The organism is Methanoculleus frigidifontis (genome assembly GCF_030464345.1).
Lineage (GTDB): Archaea > Halobacteriota > Methanomicrobia > Methanomicrobiales > Methanoculleaceae > Methanoculleus_A > Methanoculleus_A frigidifontis.
On sequence record NZ_VCYH01000003.1, the window covers coordinates 332,716 to 349,826 of the forward strand.

Below are 17,111 nucleotides of genomic sequence, written 5' to 3' on the forward strand. Positions count from 1 at the left end.
CGATGCGTATATTGATATACTGTGCAGGGCACTCAGGGAACCCCTCAAGGGGGGATAGCAATGAAACGATCTCTCTTTATTGGCCTGTGCGTTCTGCTCGTTCTCGTCCCGGTAGTGTCGGGAATAGTCGTTGGGGACGAGAATGCCACAACGAATGAAAGCCTCCAGACGACCAATCAGACAGGGAGTGCCGGGGTGCAGCCTCCGCCGGCCGCGCCCGGCGTTGCCGTTCCGGTGAGTCCGGGCAGAGCAGCGCAGCTCTTCCCTGCAATCTCGGACGGCTACATCGCCTGGATCGACCTTGGAACCGAAAACGGCTCGGTATACCGCTACGATATCGAGAGCGGAGAGGAGCAGGAGGTCTCGACTGCTGCGGTGTACCCGCTCTTCCCCGATACCAGCAGAGGAAGGGTCGTCTGGCAGGACTACCGCAACGACTCGTATGACATCTACCTATACGAGAACGGAACCGAGATGCCCATCACTGCCGATCCCGCCTGGCAGGAGCAGCCGGCGATCTCGGACGAGTACATCGTCTGGCTTGACTGGCGCACCGGACAGCCGGATCTCTTCCTGTACTCCTTCGCCGACGGAAACGTCTCCCGCCTGACGAACGACACCGCATGGGAGACGTTCCCTGCTATATCCGGGAGCCTGCTCGCATGGGAGGACAACGTCACCGGGTCGAACGATATCCTGCTCGCCTCTCTCAGTGCCGGCAGAGCGGCGCCCGCGACGAATAGCACGGCCGACCAGTGGTGCCCGGACGTCTCCGGTTCCCGGGTCGTCTGGGAAGACCGGCGAACCGGCACCGCACAGATCCGTCTGCTCGATCTCGCTACCGGGAACGAGACGGAGGTCACGACAGGCAGCGGGAACCACACGCTTCCGGCGATAGACGGCGACCGGATCGTCTGGGTCGAGGAGCGGAACGGAACGTTCAATATCGTGCTCTATACCATCAGCACCGGCAATGCGCGACGGCTGACGAACGACACCGACCTTGAGTGGTGGCCGGATATATCCGGGCAGTACGTTGTCTGGGAGCACTGGCACGACAATACGTCGGATATCGTCCTCTATACCATTCCCGAGCGTGCGGAACGGAACGATACGCCCCCGGCCTCCGCACTTGCCCCGATGCCGTTGATGGCGGCGAACGCCTCGCCGCAGGCGAGCTACGGGTACGATACCGATGATTACTGGGGTTCGACGACCGATGATTCCAGCGATTACTGGGGTTCGACGACCGACGACTCCGGCGACTACTGGGTCACTCCCACCCCGACCGAAGAGATCTATGAAGGCACCACCGTCGGGACGGAAGCGCCCTCAACCGACGATACCGGCAGCGAGTACCAGTACGACGAGACGACGGGGCTCTGGTTCCAGTATGACTACGACACCATGACCACCTACTACTATGACCAGAGTTCCGGAAACAACTACGCGTACGATGCGACCAGCAAGGACTGGTACTACTACGATCAGGCCTCGGGAGGATGGTATTCGATCTCTTCCGGACAGGAGACCACGGAGACGGAGACCGGATACGTCAATACCGGATACTATCCGACGGACACGGCGGGAGGCTATACGGACACCGGCTACGCCGTCGATTCGAGCGACATCATCATGGACGTCTACAACAACCGGGAGGCAACGAACGACTATACCCATCACCAGTTCACCGGCTACATACGCGACCAGGATGTCGTCTGGGACGACACCTACGGTGGCTGGGACTACGTCTGATAGCGGCTCTCTCCGCATCCATTTTTTAGCCGTCCGCGTCCTGCCCGGAGATATGGTTTTCCCGATCGCATGCATACGGACGGTGCATGTGGCAACTCTCCGGAGATCCGCTCGCAGACCGATTTCAGGCTATCGCATTGCGGGGGAGAGGGAACCACCCATTATCCGCCCTGAACTGAGGGCAAATTCGCGTCATTTTCGACTTTAACGCGGTTTTCAGAAGGCGTAGTCCGGCAGAGGGATAAAGCGGCGCAGGTCGTCCCGATTCCTGAAAAACAGCAGAATCGTAGGCCTATATCGGTCATATGAGCGAAAGTAATTTCGGGAGGACGGATTCCATGCCCCGCATCGGGATCGGCCGTCTGCGGGCTTCTGTGAGGATCGTTTTTTCCCCGGATTCAACCCGAATTACAGGGATTGATACGCAACTGAACCGGAGCGGCGGCTGGTCGATCGCGTGATCGCTGCACGGGAAGGGAAAAACCCGCCCCTTGCGGCGATTAACCGCCTCCAATCGCCGGAATACCGGAGCGCTCTTCCGTGCAGGGCTCACCTGCTGTTCTCACAGATGATATCGGCAGAGTCGCCGACGGCAAGGTGCGCCCGGCAGGTCCGTACAACGACCGGCAGGACGAACGCCGGCAGTCCGAGGTCCTCGATCACCCGCCGGCAGGTCTCCTCCCCGGCGCCCGCCCGCAGGACCGCCTCGTGGAATCGCCGGATGACCAGAAGCCCATCCGCAAGCGTCTGAGATACCTCGCCGCCCGAACGCGGATCGTCCCAGGAGGCGAGGAGATGTGTGACGTCCGGGACTTCCATGAGACTCCTGATAGACCGCACCGATGCCGCGGCATCGTCGTAGACGGGAAGATCCCGGGGCAGCGGGACGGCGTCGCCGGTGATGAGCGCACCGTCCGCCGGAAGGTGAAGGGAGATCGATCCCGGCGAGTGGCCGGGTGTGTGGAGAACGGCCAGGTCAAGGCCGCCGTCGATGTGGACGGTGTCGCCGCCCTCTACGAAGCGGTCGACCGCGACCGATCCCGCGACAAGTGTGTGGAAGTCCGGCACCGGGCGTTCGCGTGCCTGCAGGTCGACGTCCTCGATCCACGCCCGTTCGGCGAGATGGGCGATGACGGTGCACCCGGTCGCCTCCTGGATGGTCGTCGCAGCACCGAGATGATCGGGGTGCGCATGCGTCAGGACGAGCGCTCCGATCTCGTCGGGCTTTCGTCCGGTCCTGTGGAGATACGAGAAGACCGCCTCTTCCGCTCCGGCGACGCCGGCGTCGACGAGGCAGATCTCGCTGCCGTAGATCAGGAAACAGTTGACGAATCGTTCGACGGTGATCCCGGGACCGGCGGAGAGCCGGAAGGGAATCTTGAGGAGATGGATATGGTCGGTCACCTGCATGGCGTTTCACGTCCGGGAGCGGCGGGTGGAGATCGGTCGCCGCCGGTCTGTCGGTGAAGAGGTTTCTCGTGTGAGGGCTTAATGCTGCAGGCGCACCGCCGATCGCCGCAGGGCTCGGGCTCCCGAAGCCAAAGCCGCTGTCCTGCCGCCTTCTGCAAAAGACAATTCTGAAAGATTTTTCAGCGGACGGAGCGCAGTCTGTAATATGGCTTCCGCCCCGCCCCAGGCCGTTCCGATCCCCGGGATACTTGCCGGGTTCTGTATTCTTCTCTCACTCATCCTGCTCCCGGTAATCCTCTCCGCCACTGTCCCCGTTAGAGACGTCACGCCGGACGCGGCAGGCAGCCCTATTCAGATACGGATCCTCGCCGTCAACGACTTCCACGGCCAGATCCCTCCCGGAAAGACCCTGGACAAGGAGCCGGTCGGGAGTGCTCCCGTTCTCGGCTCGTATCTGAAATCTTCCATGGCAACCGGCGATCGAGCCGGCACGGTTCTCGCCCTGCCCGGAGACGTCGTCGGGGTCTCGCCGCCTGAATCCGGTCTCCTCCTCGACGAACCGACTATCCTCTTCTTCAACACCTTTGCCGAGAGCAGGCAGGAGTGCACGGTCGTCGCGACGCTCGGCAACCACGAGTTCGACGAAGGCGTCCCCGAACTGCTGCGGAAGCTGGACGGCGGAGACGGAACGACGACCATCCCCCATCTCGTCGACCCGTTCCCCGGCTCCCGGGCTACCTATGTCTGCTCGAACGTCGTCTGGACCGCGAACGGCACCCCGATCGTCGAGCCGTATACCATCGCCGAGGTGGGCGGAGTCGAGATAGCCTTCATCGGTGCGGACACCATGCTGACGAGCGAAATCGTGATGCCGGCGATGATCGAGGGCGTCTCATTCCTGAATGAGAGCGACTCGATCAACCGCTACGTCCCCGAGATCCAGGAACGGGGCGTGCACGCGATCGTGGTGCTCCTGCACGAGGGAGGGGAACAGGAGGCCTATGAAGGTGCGACACGCGAGGGAGGGAACGTGACCGGGCGGGTGACCGGCATCGTCGCCAATCTTGACCCGGACGTCGACGTCGTCCTCTCCGGGCACACCCATGCGTTCACCAATGCATACCTGAAGAACGCGGGCGGCGAGCCGGTGCTGGTCACGCAGGCGTACAGCTACAGCGTGGCGTTTGCCGAGGTCGAGATCGTCATCGACCCGGAGACCGGAGATATCATCGAGAAGACCGCCCGGATCGTGCCGGCCTACGCCGACAGACCCCTGGGAACAACGCCGGATCCGGCGGCCGCCCTGATCCTTGCAGACGCGGAGCGTACCGTCGCACCGATGACCGAGCGGATCGTTACGACGGCGGCGGCCGACATCACGAGGGCGCAGAACCCTGCCGGTGAATCCACGCTCGGCGACCTCGTTGCCGACGGCCAGCGCGCCGCACTGGCGGCGGATGTGGCGTTCGTCACCGCCGGATCCCTGCGTGCCGATATAGCAGCCGGGAACGTCACCTGGGGCGACCTCTACGCGGTGCAGCCGTTCGACGATACCGTCTTCTCCATAACGCTGACCGGCGGCCAGATACGGGAGGCGCTTGAAGAGCAGTGGCAGACCCCGCCGCCCCCCTACAACCTTGCCGTCTCGGGGCTCTCGTACACCTTCGACCCGGAGCAGCCGGCAGGTAGCCGCATCGTGGAGGCGGCGGTCGGCGACTCCCCGCTCGAAGACGAGAGGCTGTACCGCACGGCAGTCGATGAATACCTTGCGTCGGGCGGCGACGGCTACTCCGTCTTTACCGAAGGAACCAACCGGACATGCGGCCCGGCGGACATCGATTGCCTGATATCCTATATCGAGTCGCTCCCAGAGCCCGTCACCGTCGGCATCGACAACCGGATTACGGTCCGGGCATAACAAAAAACCGGCCGGCAGACCGGTGAAGTTTCCGAGGCTTTCCGGTTCTGCCTGGCACTGAGGTTTCCGCCCCTTCAGGCGGTTTTCCATGGATACCTCAAGATCGTGCGGTTTTTCGAAAAAGATTATTTGTTGATGAAGATGTTGAAGATCTGGTCGTCGCCGGTATCGTTCAGGCGCTTCCTCTCGGTCTTCTCATCGACAAGTGCCAGGATGGGCAGGGTCATGTCCACACCGGGCTTCTGGCCGAACATCTCCTCGAGGTCGACCTGCAGGGCGTGCATGAAGAGCGCGTTCGGGATGTCCATCGCGCAGTTCTCCTCGCACTGACCGCAGTTGATACAGGAGTCGGAGACGTGGGCGAACCGGATCAGGTGGAACATGAAGTCGACCGGCAGCTTCCCGGGCGCGACCAGGTGCGGCTTCTTGGTGCTGCACTCTTCACAGTAGCAGATCGGGCACTGGTCGATGCACTGGTAGCACTTGACGCAGCGGCTCGTCTCCTCCATGATCGTTTTGAGGCGCTCCTTGCCCTCGCCGAGCTCGCCGAAGTCCTTCGCCCGCCACTTGTCGGCGAGTTTGAACATGGCGTTCTCGACCTTGCCGCGGATCTCGATGCCCTTGGGGTTCGGGGCCTCGGTCGCGAGAGCGCCCGCCTGTGCGGCACCGTTCACGAGGTCGGCACCCTTCTCGGAGCAGACTTCGACGAAGGTTGCCTTGCCGGCTTTGTCGCCGATGACACCCCAGTTTCCGCAGGCGAGGTCTGCCTGGCGGGGGATCTTCATCTTGCAGCGGCGGCAGTTGGCGCGGCGGCCGTAGCCTTCCTCTTCGAGTTCGTCGATCGAGATGCCCTTGTGCTCACCGTCTTTGGTGACGATGATGAACTGGCCTTTGTCGATCTCCTCCTTGACGACGTCGTCGGGGTTGACACCGAACTTCTCGGCGATCATCTTGCGGGCCGAGACGGGGCTGACGGAGCCACCGCAGTTGAGGCCGATCATGATGATGTTGTCCAGGTTGATCTGGTTGCGCTTCGCGAGCTCGTAGAAACCCATCGCGTCGCAGCCCTTCACCGGGACGGCGATCTTCATGTCCTTTGCGCCATTCAGGTACTTCTTGATGAGCTTCGGCATCAGGATCGTACCGCAGTGGAGCGATCCGGACGTCTCTGCGATCTCCGCCGGGTCGGTGATAACGGTGGGGATAGCATCGTAGAGGTCAGCTCCCTTCTTCACCGCCAGCACGGCGTCGACCTTGCCGCTCTCGAGGGCGTACTTCAGGAGGGCGCTGACCGCTCCTCCGCACTCGCCCTTCTCCTGAACGGCTGCGTCGGCCGCCCATGCGTAGACCATGTCTCCTTTTGCTACCATGTTTAGGCCTCCGTGATCTTCTCAACCTTCACAGCACAGTGCTTCAGCTCCGGCATCTTGGACATCGGGTCGCGGACGTCGTTCGTCAGCAGGTTGACCGCTCCGGTGCCGAAGTGCATCGTCATCATCAGGACGCCGGGTGCAACCTCGTCGGTCACCCGTGCGAGGGTCTCGACCTCGCCACGGCGGCTGCTGAGCTTGATCTTTTCGCCGTTCGCGATGCTGAGCCTCTTGGCGTCCTCGTTGTTGATCTGCACGTACGACTCGGGGACCTCCTGGTGGAGGATCGCGGCACGGCCGGTCTGCGTCCTGCTGTGGTAGTGGAAGAGCAGTCTTCCGGTCATCAGGGTGAACGGATACTCGGCGTCCGCGAGCTCGGCGGGCTGCCGGAACTCGATGCCGAAGAGGTTGCCCTTGCCGTCGGCCGATGAGAATTTCCCGATATGCAGGATGGGGGTTCCCGGGTGCTCCGTGGTCGGGCACGGCCAGTGCAGCGACTCGGGTCTGTTCAGCCGCTCGTAGTTGAGGCCGGCCATCGAGGGAGTGACCCGCCGCAGGTCGTTCCAGACATCCTCTGCGGTCTCGAACTCGAAACCGGGGAGGTTCAGTTTCTCTGCGAGCTTAACGAAGACTCTCCAGTCCTCCATGGACTCGCCGGGGCCGTCGACCGCTTTGCGGATACGGTTCACACGCCGCTCGCCGCTGGTGAACGTGCCGTCCTTCTCGGCGAAGCAGGTTCCCGGCAGGATGACGTCGGCATACTGGCAGGTCTCGGTGAAGAAGATGTCCTGCACCACAAGGAAGTCGAGCTTCTCGAGCGACTTCATGACGTGGTTCGAGTTCGGGTAGGTGACGACCGGGTTTAAGCCCAGGATGTACATGGTCTTGATGGGGTCGCCGCACTGGTCGATCTGCTCGGTCAGGCTTGCGCCGTACCACTCGGGAAGGTCGGTGACGCTCCAGAGATCCTCCATCTTGTGCCGGATGTCGTCGACTTCGCACTTCTGGTAGCCGGAGTAGACGTTCGGGTAGGCACCCATGTCGCAGGCGCCCTGCACGTTGTTCTGGCCGCGGAGGGGGTTCACGCCGACACCGGGCCTGCCGATGTTGCCGGTGAGCATGGAGAGGTTTCCAAGCGACCGGACGTTGTCGGTGCCGGTCGTGAGCTCGGTGATGCCGAGACAGTAGATGATGACCGCGTTCTTGGCGGTGGCGTATCTCCGTGCGATCTCCTTCACCGTCTCGGTGGGGACGCCGGTGATCTCTTCCACGTCGGCGTACTTCGCGACGGTCTCCTTGAGCTCGTCAAAGCCCTTGGTGCGCTCTTCGATGAATGCCTTGTCGTGGAGGTTCTCCTCTATGATCCAGTACATCATCGAGTTGATCAGCGCGATGTGGGTCGAGGGGTTGTAGCGCAGATAGGTGTCTGCGAGGCGTGCCGTCGGGGTGTAGCGCGGGTCGCAGACGATGATCTCGATACCCTTCTTCTTTGCCTGGGCAATCCGCCTGCCGGCGAGGGGGTGCGCCTCGACGGGGTTTGAGCCGATGATAAAGATCAGGTCCGAGTTCAGGACGTCCTCGAAGGGGTTCGTGGCAGCTCCGGAACCGAACGAGAGCGACAGACCCGCAACGGACGGTCCGTGGCAGATACGCGCGCAGTTGTCGACGTTGTTGGTCTTGAACCCGACACGGGCGAATTTCTGCATGATGTAGCAGTCCTCGTTCGGCGTCCGGCAGGATACCTGGAAGCCGAGGGACCGCGGCCCATACTTGTCGGAGGTCTCTTTCAGCTTGGACGCGACGAGGTCGAGCGCTTCGTCCCAGGTCGCCTCCTCGAACTTCCCGTCCTTCTTGATGAGGGGTGTTGTCAGACGGTCGGGGCTCTGCACGTGCTCCCAGCAGGTGGCACCCTTGGGGCAGAGCTTGCCCTCGTTGATGGGTGTCCTCTTGAAGGGCTCAACACCGACGAGTTTGCCGTCGCTTACCACAAGGTTGAGTCCGCACCCTACACCACAATACGGGCAGGTTGTTGGCACATACTCTAATTTGCCTTGATTTTCACTCATTTTCCATTCTCCCGATGTTTTCTATACATCCAAGTTAAGCATGTCAGGAAATAGCGAACATACTTACCTGTAGTCTTCTGGTAAAAGAATTTAAAATTGTCCATTTACCAATCGGTTAAATATAACAACTTGTCTTAAACTAGACTAATTTCGATGGTTAGTTAACTGCATTGATAATAATTACGATTGTTAACTTACCTTTCTGCGAATCTGTTAAAGAACAATCCTTGTCAATTCCAAAATGTTTACGAACGATATAGGTCATACCTGATAGGTATGCAATCAACAGAACCAGGGTATGCGCCGAAAGGCATCGAGCGGAGGATGGAGGAGAACGGTATCGACCCCGCGCTGCGGGACGACTTCCGGCGCTCCATCGCATTCCACACCTACCCGGCGCCGGGTCTCCTCATCGGCGTATTCATGGTCGACTATGCCCTCGAGCTGCTGCAGGCAACCCGGGGAGAGAAGCTGTATGCGGTCTGCGAAACACCGAAGTGTCTCCCCGACCCGCTGCAGGTCATCGCCTACTGCACGACCGGAAACCACCGGCTTCGCGTGCTCCCCATCGGAAAGTTCGCCATCACCGTCAACTGGCCGAGCGAGGAATCCACGGCGGAGGGCGTGCGGGTCTACCTTGACGAAGAGAAGATGAAGCGCTATCCCATCTACGACCTGTGGTATGCGCACGACCCCGCGTTCGATAAAAAGGCCATGGGAGGAAAACTCCTCGACGAGATCTTCCAGGCGCAGCGGGACGTCCTCTCCTATGAGCGGGTGCAGATCGACGTCACGGCGAAGCAGCCCTGGAAGTCCGAACGGTGCAGTGTCTGTGGCGAGATGATCCCCGACTTTATGCTCATCGACGGGGTCTGCTTTGCCTGCTCGGACAGGTCGTACTTCACGATCCTTGCAGAATAGTTTCCTTTCAAAATCAACTTTTTTCTCTGCACCGTTCCGTCAGCGAATGGCACGAGGGGAAGGCGTCGCGCGGGATTTGCGACGGCCATGGTGCCGGTATCAGCCGTAGTTCCTGCGCAGCGTCCCGACAGCGAATGCCGGCAAACGGTCTTCCAACGACGCCTGGATGCGGCCGGGTTCGCCGAAGCCTTCTGCAGCGACAGATCTTCGCCGCTTTCCCCGGGATGGTTTCTGCCCGGATTTCACGGCGGCGGCTGTGAAACCCTGACCGGCACGGAAGCCTTCGGGCGGCGGGGGGCAGGAGAGAGGGGCGCACCTTCCTGCCGGAGCGTGCCGGAGCACGCGTACAGGATACCCCGGGCAGACAATTCCCGGACGGAAAGTTTTGCAGAGAGTCCCCTGTTTCCCGCAAATCGCCCGGCAAAATCGGATTCCACAACGTTTATCGCGGGGCAATGCCCTATACGCTCTTCATGGATATGGAGCTCGTCTCTGTGGGTGTCGTTCACTCGTCCGTCCGGTCAGGCCACGAGATGCCGGTCCAGGGCGTGACGGCCGAGGTCGAGATCTACCCGCCCTATGCCGACGCCCTTCGCGGTATCGGGGAGAGCTCGCACCTCATCCTCCTCTGCTGGATGCACGAGGCCGACCGGGCGGTCCTGACAGCGGTTGCCCGGAAGGTGGCGCACGATCTTCCTGAGAAAGGGGTCTTCTCGCTCCGGTCGCCGCCGCGGCCGAACCCGATATCACTCTCGGTCGTTCGTCTGCTCGGGATCCGGGAAGAGCGATTTTTAAAGCTGGAATGTCTCGACCTCATCGACGGCACTCCCGTTCTCGATATCAAGCCCTACCAGACCGGGTGGGACTGCGTCTTCGCCGCGACCGGCCACGACCGCACAGAGAAGATCCAAAAGATGGGAGTCGAGGCCTACCGCGTCGGGCTCGTCCGTGAGGCGGTGAACTACCACGGATCACTCTGCCCGGGCGCCGCGGTCGGTGTCCGGGTCGCCGAGGCGGCGACCCGGCTCTTCGGAGGCGATCTGCGGAATAGCGCGATCTCGGTGATGCCCGGCAGCGACCCGTGCATCGCCGATGCGCTCATCGGGATCACCGGAGCGCGCCCCGGGAACCGCCGGCTTCTCGCCGCGCAGGAAGGGTGCCTCTTCCGAAAAGGGCGCCGTGAGGTTCACTTCCTGCTCCGCGCCGGCATCCCGCGGACTCCCGAGGAGATTCTGGCGTGCGACGAAGCGGAGCTCTTTGCGGTGGACGAGCGTGATCGAGAAGAGGAGGGTGCGCCGGTAGATCCCTGTATCAGAGATCCCTGATCCGGTGTGGTGCGCTGTAGACGACCGCCCGGGGCTGCCGGGCAAACCCGATAAGCGTCATGTCGAGCCGCCGGGCAAGATCGATCCCGGTGGAGAACGGAGCGTTGTTCGTCACGATAACCGGAATTCCTGCCCGGTAGGCCTTTGCGACCATCCCTGCCGGCATCCTCCCCGTGCAGGCCATGAAGCACCCGGAGAGATCGATCCCGGCGGAGAGGGCTTTGCCCACCGCCTTGTCGACGGCGGTGTGCCGCCCCATATCCTCGGCGTGGGCCTGCATCGCCCCGTTGCCGTCGAGGATCACCGAACAGTGGGTCCCTCCCGTGCTCCTCCAGGTGGCGGCCGTCCGGTGCAGCGTGTCCATGCCCGCGAAGACGGTATCGACATCCAGGAGGATCCCGCCCCGCACCGGCACGGTGAGCTCGTGCCAGGGTGTCTTCACGCCGACGCCTCCGGAGCTCCGGATCTCGGTCTCACGCGGCGTTTTTTCGTCATGGCGCGTACTCGTCCGGACGTGGACGGTCAGGCCGTCGACGGTCATGCTCTCGACGGCGGAAGCGTCCGGAACGAGGCCTTCGCAGACGGCATAGCCGAGGCCGAATGCTTCGAGTTCCGCGGGTGTCATCGTCAGATTTGCTATCCTGACACCGTCGAGGAGCAGTGTGACCGTATCTTCAACACATACCTCCACACGGCTGTTTCCGATACCCGTCTCCTCTATCGTGACGACGTCGTATCCCTTTGTCAGGCCGGAACCGATAGTCGGGTTGCTGCTCTCTCTCTGCATACTGGTGCTCCAGGTCAGAAGAGATATGTCTGAAGATATAGTTACATTTTTTGAAAATAAATGTTTTAAATATATAATTATATTTTTGTAAATGTAAATCATAATCATCTTACATAGGGCCTGCCGAAGGCCGGTATGATCGCCGGTCTGCTTTGTCCTGAAACACCGAGGAACTGATCCGATGCCGCGCCGATATCTATCCCTGACCACGCTTGCCGATGCACTTTCCCTGATGAAACGAACGTTTCCGCCGTCGAATCATACCGAGACCGTCTCCCTGGAGCAGGCGGTCGGAAGGGTCACCGCACAGCCGCTCTACGCACGCTACTCCGTCCCCTCCGGGAATGTGGCCGCAATGGACGGGTATGCGGTGCAGAGCCGTGAGACTGTGGGGGCGGGTGACCGGCGGCCGAAGGTCCTTGTGGACGCTCACCGGGTGAACACCGGAGAGGTCGTCCCGCCGATGTATGACGCAGTCATCATGGTCGAGGATGTCTGGCGGGAGGACGGACCTCTCACTATCCGCAAAGCCGCGAGCCCCGGTCAGTTCATCCGGCGTGCCGGCGACGATATCCGGTCGGGCGATCTCATTGTTCCCCGTGGGCACCAGATCCGGCCGTTCGATATCGGGGCGCTCGGAGCCTACGGCATTGCGGATGTACCGGTGCGGGCGGTGACGATCGGACTCGTTCCGACCGGAAGCGACCTGGTGCCGATCGGCCAGGCGCCGCTCCCGGGCCAGACCGTCGAGAGCAACACCTGCATGGCCGGCGCCTATCTCGCGGGCATGGGAGCGACGTGCAGGCGATACGGACGTGTGCCGGACGACAGCGACGCCATCCGTGAGGCGGTAGGGGCCGCCGTCCGGGAAAGCGATCTCGTCATCGTCTCTGCCGGAACCTCGGCGGGAACCCGCGACTTTACGACAGCTGCCATCGCTGATCTCGGGGAAGTTCTCGTTCACGGCGTGGCGACAAGGCCGGGGAAACCGGTGGTCATCGGGTCGGTGGACGCCAAACCCGTGCTCGGCCTTCCGGGCAACCCGGTGGCGACGCAGACGATGCTCCGCGAGCTGGTGGCACCGCTCCTCGAGGGGTGGGGTCTTTCCCCCTACCAACAGTACGGCTGCACCGTGCGGCTCGCGAGGACGGTGACCTCCGATGTCGGGTTCGAAGAGTTCGTGCCCGTCTCCGTCGGGAAGGTGAACGGCGTCTACTCCGCCGCACCGCATCCCCGCGGCGGCGGTGTCCAGATGGCGGCGGTTCGGGCGAACGGCTATCTCCGGATCCCCGCATCGGGCGAAGGATTCGCGGCCGGGTGCGAGGTGCCTGTCACCCTCACGGTGCCGCCGGGCTACGTCGACCGGACGCTGCTCTGTATCGGGGTTCGTGAACAGGCGATCACCGAGCTCGCCGATGCACTGACTGAAAGCGGGTACCTGCTCCACTGCTGCGCCGCCGATACCATCGCCGCTCTTCTTGCCCTGCAGGAGAACACCTGCTACGCAGCGGCGGTCATGGTGCCGGAGTGCGAGCCGCTGGTGCGAGACCTCGCCGGCTGCTACTGTCCCGCCACAGAGCCCGTCCGGGTGCGGATTGCAGCGAGAGAGATCGGGATTGCATCCCGAGGAGGCCTCGGCCTCCCGGATCTCGCCTCCGCCCGGGTGGCCACCCACCCGCGGGGCACTGCGCCGCGCCTCCTCCTCGACGCCCTCCTGCCCGACCACGGGATCGATCCGTTCGACCTCCTGATCGCCGCGGAGGTGCGGAGCCACGACGCCGCGGCCGCAGCGGTCTGTGGTGGGCTTGCGGATGCCGGGATCTGCAGCGCCGGTGCGGCCGCCGCCGCCGGTCTTGGGTTCGTGCCATTCGGCACCGAGTCCTACGAGCTCTGGTTCCGGCCTGAGGTGCGGGACGACGGCGGGATGCAGGAGGTTCTCCGTATTCTCAGGTCGCAGCAGTTCTCATCGCGGCTCGGTGAGCGCCAGGACTACCTGACCGACCGGACGGGAGAGTTTGTCACGGGGGCGCATGGTAGTCTCATCGGCGTTTCAGAGCGCTCGATCTCGTAAGGGTGCCGCTACCTATCCTTTACTCCGTGTTTTTCAGATTTTGACGTGAGAACGGCTCTCCCGTATCGGTATGCAGGACGATCCCGGCCGGGAACGGCACCCGAACTGTATCATACCGCCGGGATCACGGGCCGCGTCCGGGACGTCGGGATCGGCCCTTCACCCATGACACTTCCACGCTCTGCTGCCGTCTGTTCTTCGGGGGCGGTGAGCCCGTGTCCTGCTGCACGGAAATGCGTCCGTCGCTGCAGCAAGATTCTGCACGACGATGACGGCGTGGTCGATCCGCCATGCATTCCCGGGGGGGGAGTGACCGCGGTCGCATTGCTCTCCCCGGGGCTTTGGGCGGCGGAGCACCCGTCTGTGGAGACGGCCAGAAAGAACTGGAGAAGGAGGGAGCATGCCCGGATGCGCCTCAGAGCAGGGCATTCTCTTCGGTATCCCGACCGTAGTGCATCGTAAAGAGCGTCATGTACTCGTCGGCGTAGCATGCGGCATCGCACCGGAGCGAGAACGCCGGCGCCAGGACACCCTCGAAGAGGTCGCACCACTCCGTCCGGAGCATGTGGTAGTCGGTCCGCTCACCCCTCTCCTGCGTCAGCAGGGAGACCTGCTCGCTCATCAGGAAGCAGTCCACACAGTTTATGGCGACGTCCACGGGAGCGTCGTGGGCGAAGATGAAGTCGATGAGCCGCCCGTACGACTGGTAGACCGAGAAGGCCATCTCCGGCGAGTGCACCTCGGGAGCGTCGTGGTTCGCATCGAGCTCGAAGATGATGAAGTGGTCGATCCAGGGCTTTAAGCGGGCGAGATGCACCTCCTTCTGCTCGCGCGGCATGTGGTGGTAAGCGAGCGAGCTGACCGCGAGATCGAACCGCCGGTCAATCTGATCTGAGATATCTTCGATCCGGTGGTTCGCCGTGGTGATGCGAGCGTCCGGGATGGCTTTTTTGACCGTCGCTTCGGCGAGGTCGAGCATGGCGGGGGAGGCGTCGACCAGCATCACCTCGCCGATCTCGCCGATCGTGCCGGTCTCCTGCAGGTGCCCGAGCAGCGCCGCCGTCAGGGTTCCGTCGCCGCACCCGATGTCCAGCATCCGGAAGGGCTCATCGAAGGACGGCAGAGTGTGGCCGCACTGCTGCAGGAACCGCGCCCGCGCCTCTCTCATGACCGGGACGCCTGCGAAGTGGATGAACGGCCGGGGGTCTGCGAACGCCGGCGTCGGCATGATCAACCGGTTCTCCTGCCGCTCGAGAAAGCCGATCAGAAACGAGGATGAAAAGAGCCCCTCGCGCTCGGCGAGTGCGGCCGCCTCGAGCCATTCGCGGCCGCGGTCGCCCTGGCCGTTTGCGGTGAGCAGCACACCGGTGTAGAACTGGAACGCAGAAAGCCGGGATCTGCGGATCTCCCCTTCGCAGGAGTCGGGCTGTGCGGTGGTCGATTTAATCTTCCGGGCGAGGGCGGCCCAGTGCTCTTTCTCATCTGCGGCAAGGAAGTACATAATCAAGCGCCCCAGTGCGGACCGTGCCGCACGGCTTCGTAGTTGTACCAGTCGCGTTGAGGCGTAAAATCCTTCCCCTTTTATTGTGTGGAGCGCAAGAACCGGAAGAGAGATTACCCGACAGAGAGTATGATTGCATCATGCTGGTCAGCGAACAGACGCAGAAGCAGATCGAGAGCGTCCTCGAGCGGTTCGCCCTCGCATACGGCGCAGGAGACGTCGAGAGCATCATGGCGGTCATCGACCCCGACTACCGCGGCTACGGGACCGGGGCCGACGAGGTCTGCGTCGGGAAGGAGGAGTACCGCCGCCAGGTCGAGCGGGACCTCGCAGAGGCCAGCGAGATCGATATTTCGTACAGCGACCTTGCGATCAGCGCCGAGGGGACGATCGCCTGGGTGATGGCGGAGATGGTGGTAAACGCTGCCGTGGACGGCAGGCAGGTCCGGCTCTCCGGCAGGTACACCGCCGTCTTCCGCGGGACAGGACATGCGTGGCTCCTCGCACAGTCGCACTTCTCGCTGCCGGCGGCGGGGCAGGAGGCGGGGCGGTCGTTCCCGGAGGAGTGAGGAGAGCGGGAGGGCCATCTCTCCTCCTCACCGATGCAATTGCCGCCCCGGTCTCCTGTTCTCAATTTCGCAGGCCGTTTGTGCGGTATGCCTGGTTTAACCGGGCTTATTCTTCTCTCATATCACGCCAAACCCGAGCAGCAGCCCGAGGAAGAGTACGAAGTCGTAGGTCGTATGCGTGATCGCACAGACCGTCGTGCTGTAGCGGCTCCGGATCAGCCCGAAGACGAGTCCTGCGATGAAGACCGAGAGGATCCCGTCCCAGTTGTACTGGAAGGCGTGCAGGGAGGCAAAGAGCAGCGCAGGCAGAAGGATGCCGAACCGGGGCTGCAGGATGCCCCTGACCGAGATCTCCTCGCCGAAGCCCGCGGAGATCGATGCGACGAGTATCCCTGCCGGGGTCAGGTAGGGGACGAGGAACCGCTCGAACGCCGCGGTGTCGGTGAGCGGCCAGCCGAGCGCTTCCCAGACGAGCCCGATCGCCACGTCGAGAAGGGAGAAGACCGCCACGAGAGCCAGGCCGAACCCGAGGGCGAGCAGGACCTCGCGTGCACTCGGCCTTGCGAGGCCGAGCCGCTGCAGGGTCTCGGGCAGCGTCCGCGTCGTACAGAGGCCGACGATGACGAACGACGCTGCGATTGTCCAGAAGAGGGTGTAGATATCGACGGAGACCGCACCCTCGAAGAAGGTGGTGTCGGCGTTCAGAATTGCGGTGAACGTCTCGGAGAGGTACGGCGGAACACCGGTGACCGCGACCGGCACGAGCGGGATGAGCGTCAGCGCAAAGACCGTTACCAGTGCGATGGTGTGCACCCGGTTGTCCGGGGAAAAATCGAGCCGGGACGCCAGGCGAACCCGGACTGCCCGCAGCAGCGGGGTGAGGGAGAGGAGTGCGGCTCCTGCGGACGTGCAGAAGAGCAGGAAGATCCCGATCGCCGTCTGCGGCGTGATCGCCTCCTCGACTGCGGCCGCATCAGTGGTCTCGCTGAGGAAGACCTCCGGCGGCAGGATGGTTACGAACCCGAGAGCGAACGAAAGAAGCGCCAGCCCCAGGACGACGGCAAGGAGGATGAGGTATGCGGGGTACTTCAGGACCGGGTGGACGGCGGAGAGGTATGCGACCGCGGCGAGGATCACGAACGGCGCGAGGGTGGCGGCAGACCCGAGGAAGAGCCCGATCTCGGTCCCGCCCCCGAGGAGCACGCCGGCTACCGTCGCGGCGATGAAGATCAGGAGGACGGCCGCGATCCCCGGATAGTTGACCCTGCTGTGGGTCGGCGTTCCTTCATACGAGAATTGCGATTAACCCTCTCTTCCATCAAGGATTTGCTCTTTCGTTCCGCCACTGCTGAGCCGCTTTCTTCCTGAACTCTTGCCTTTAGGGGTTCTTTTGGATTTTCTCGAGAGCTACCGCTCGG

12 protein-coding genes are annotated in these 17,111 nt (G+C 62.6%); 6 read left to right on the forward strand and 6 right to left on the reverse strand.

Going from position 1 to position 17,111, the window contains the following annotated elements; all coding sequences use genetic code 11:
• The first annotated feature begins 60 nt into the window (after positions 1 to 60).
• Entirely contained in the window at positions 61 to 1,755 is a 1,695-nt protein-coding gene (locus tag FGU65_RS06465; protein WP_301663607.1) for a hypothetical protein, read from the forward strand.
• Between the two features lie 549 nt (positions 1,756 to 2,304).
• On the opposite strand, the gene FGU65_RS06470 is transcribed toward FGU65_RS06465, so the two are convergent.
• Positions 2,305 to 3,165 carry an MBL fold metallo-hydrolase gene (locus FGU65_RS06470; protein ID WP_301663608.1) on the reverse strand — a complete coding sequence of 287 codons (861 nt, stop codon included), beginning with the start codon at positions 3,163 to 3,165 and terminating at the stop codon, positions 2,305 to 2,307.
• Between the two features lie 205 nt (positions 3,166 to 3,370).
• Here FGU65_RS06470 and FGU65_RS06475 point away from each other — a divergent pair, with 205 nt between their 5' ends.
• Positions 3,371 to 5,083: a bifunctional metallophosphatase/5'-nucleotidase gene (locus FGU65_RS06475; protein WP_301663609.1), complete on the forward strand. Its 1,713-nt coding sequence runs from the start codon at positions 3,371 to 3,373 to the stop codon at positions 5,081 to 5,083.
• 125 nt (positions 5,084 to 5,208) lie between these two features.
• Here the strand turns inward: FGU65_RS06475 and FGU65_RS06480 are convergent, their stop codons facing one another.
• Together FGU65_RS06480 and fdhF are read right to left on the reverse strand one after the other, a co-directional pair.
• The gene (locus tag FGU65_RS06480; protein WP_301663610.1) at positions 5,209 to 6,453 is read right to left on the reverse strand and encodes a Coenzyme F420 hydrogenase/dehydrogenase, beta subunit C-terminal domain; all 1,245 of its coding nucleotides are present in this window, start codon (positions 6,451 to 6,453) and stop codon (positions 5,209 to 5,211) included.
• A 2-nt stretch (positions 6,454 to 6,455) separates the two neighbouring features.
• Entirely contained in the window at positions 6,456 to 8,519 is a 2,064-nt protein-coding gene (fdhF, locus tag FGU65_RS06485) for a formate dehydrogenase subunit alpha (protein WP_301663611.1), read from the reverse strand.
• A 276-nt stretch (positions 8,520 to 8,795) separates the two neighbouring features.
• Here fdhF and FGU65_RS06490 point away from each other — a divergent pair, with 276 nt between their 5' ends.
• Together FGU65_RS06490 and tsaA are read left to right on the forward strand one after the other, a co-directional pair.
• Positions 8,796 to 9,440 (forward strand): FmdE family protein, encoded by a 645-nt coding sequence (locus FGU65_RS06490; RefSeq protein WP_301663612.1) that lies wholly within the window; start codon positions 8,796 to 8,798, stop codon positions 9,438 to 9,440.
• Between the two features lie 455 nt (positions 9,441 to 9,895).
• Positions 9,896 to 10,765 carry a tRNA (N6-threonylcarbamoyladenosine(37)-N6)-methyltransferase TrmO gene (gene tsaA, locus FGU65_RS06495; RefSeq protein ID WP_301663613.1) on the forward strand — a complete coding sequence of 290 codons (870 nt, stop codon included), beginning with the start codon at positions 9,896 to 9,898 and terminating at the stop codon, positions 10,763 to 10,765.
• On the opposite strand, the gene fdhD is transcribed toward tsaA, so the two are convergent.
• Entirely contained in the window at positions 10,752 to 11,552 is an 801-nt protein-coding gene (fdhD, locus tag FGU65_RS06500) for a formate dehydrogenase accessory sulfurtransferase FdhD (RefSeq protein WP_301663614.1), read from the reverse strand. The genes tsaA and fdhD overlap by 14 nt on opposite strands.
• A 181-nt stretch (positions 11,553 to 11,733) precedes the next feature.
• Here fdhD and FGU65_RS06505 point away from each other — a divergent pair, with 181 nt between their 5' ends.
• Positions 11,734 to 13,623 (forward strand): molybdopterin-binding protein, encoded by a 1,890-nt coding sequence (locus FGU65_RS06505; RefSeq protein WP_301663615.1) that lies wholly within the window; start codon positions 11,734 to 11,736, stop codon positions 13,621 to 13,623.
• A 415-nt stretch (positions 13,624 to 14,038) separates the two neighbouring features.
• Here FGU65_RS06505 and FGU65_RS06510 read toward each other — a convergent pair whose 3' ends face one another.
• Complete coding sequence (locus FGU65_RS06510; RefSeq protein ID WP_301663616.1) at positions 14,039 to 15,124, reverse strand: class I SAM-dependent methyltransferase; 1,086 nt, start codon at positions 15,122 to 15,124, stop codon at positions 14,039 to 14,041.
• Between the two features lie 140 nt (positions 15,125 to 15,264).
• Here FGU65_RS06510 and FGU65_RS06515 point away from each other — a divergent pair, with 140 nt between their 5' ends.
• The gene (locus tag FGU65_RS06515) at positions 15,265 to 15,693 is read left to right on the forward strand and encodes a nuclear transport factor 2 family protein (RefSeq protein ID WP_301663617.1); all 429 of its coding nucleotides are present in this window, start codon (positions 15,265 to 15,267) and stop codon (positions 15,691 to 15,693) included.
• Positions 15,694 to 15,810: 117 nt separating this feature from the next.
• On the opposite strand, the gene FGU65_RS06520 is transcribed toward FGU65_RS06515, so the two are convergent.
• Positions 15,811 to 16,896, reverse strand: a complete 1,086-nt coding sequence (locus FGU65_RS06520) for a CPBP family intramembrane glutamic endopeptidase (RefSeq protein WP_301663618.1) — start codon at positions 16,894 to 16,896, stop codon at positions 15,811 to 15,813.
• Positions 16,897 to 17,111: the final 215 nt, after the last annotated feature.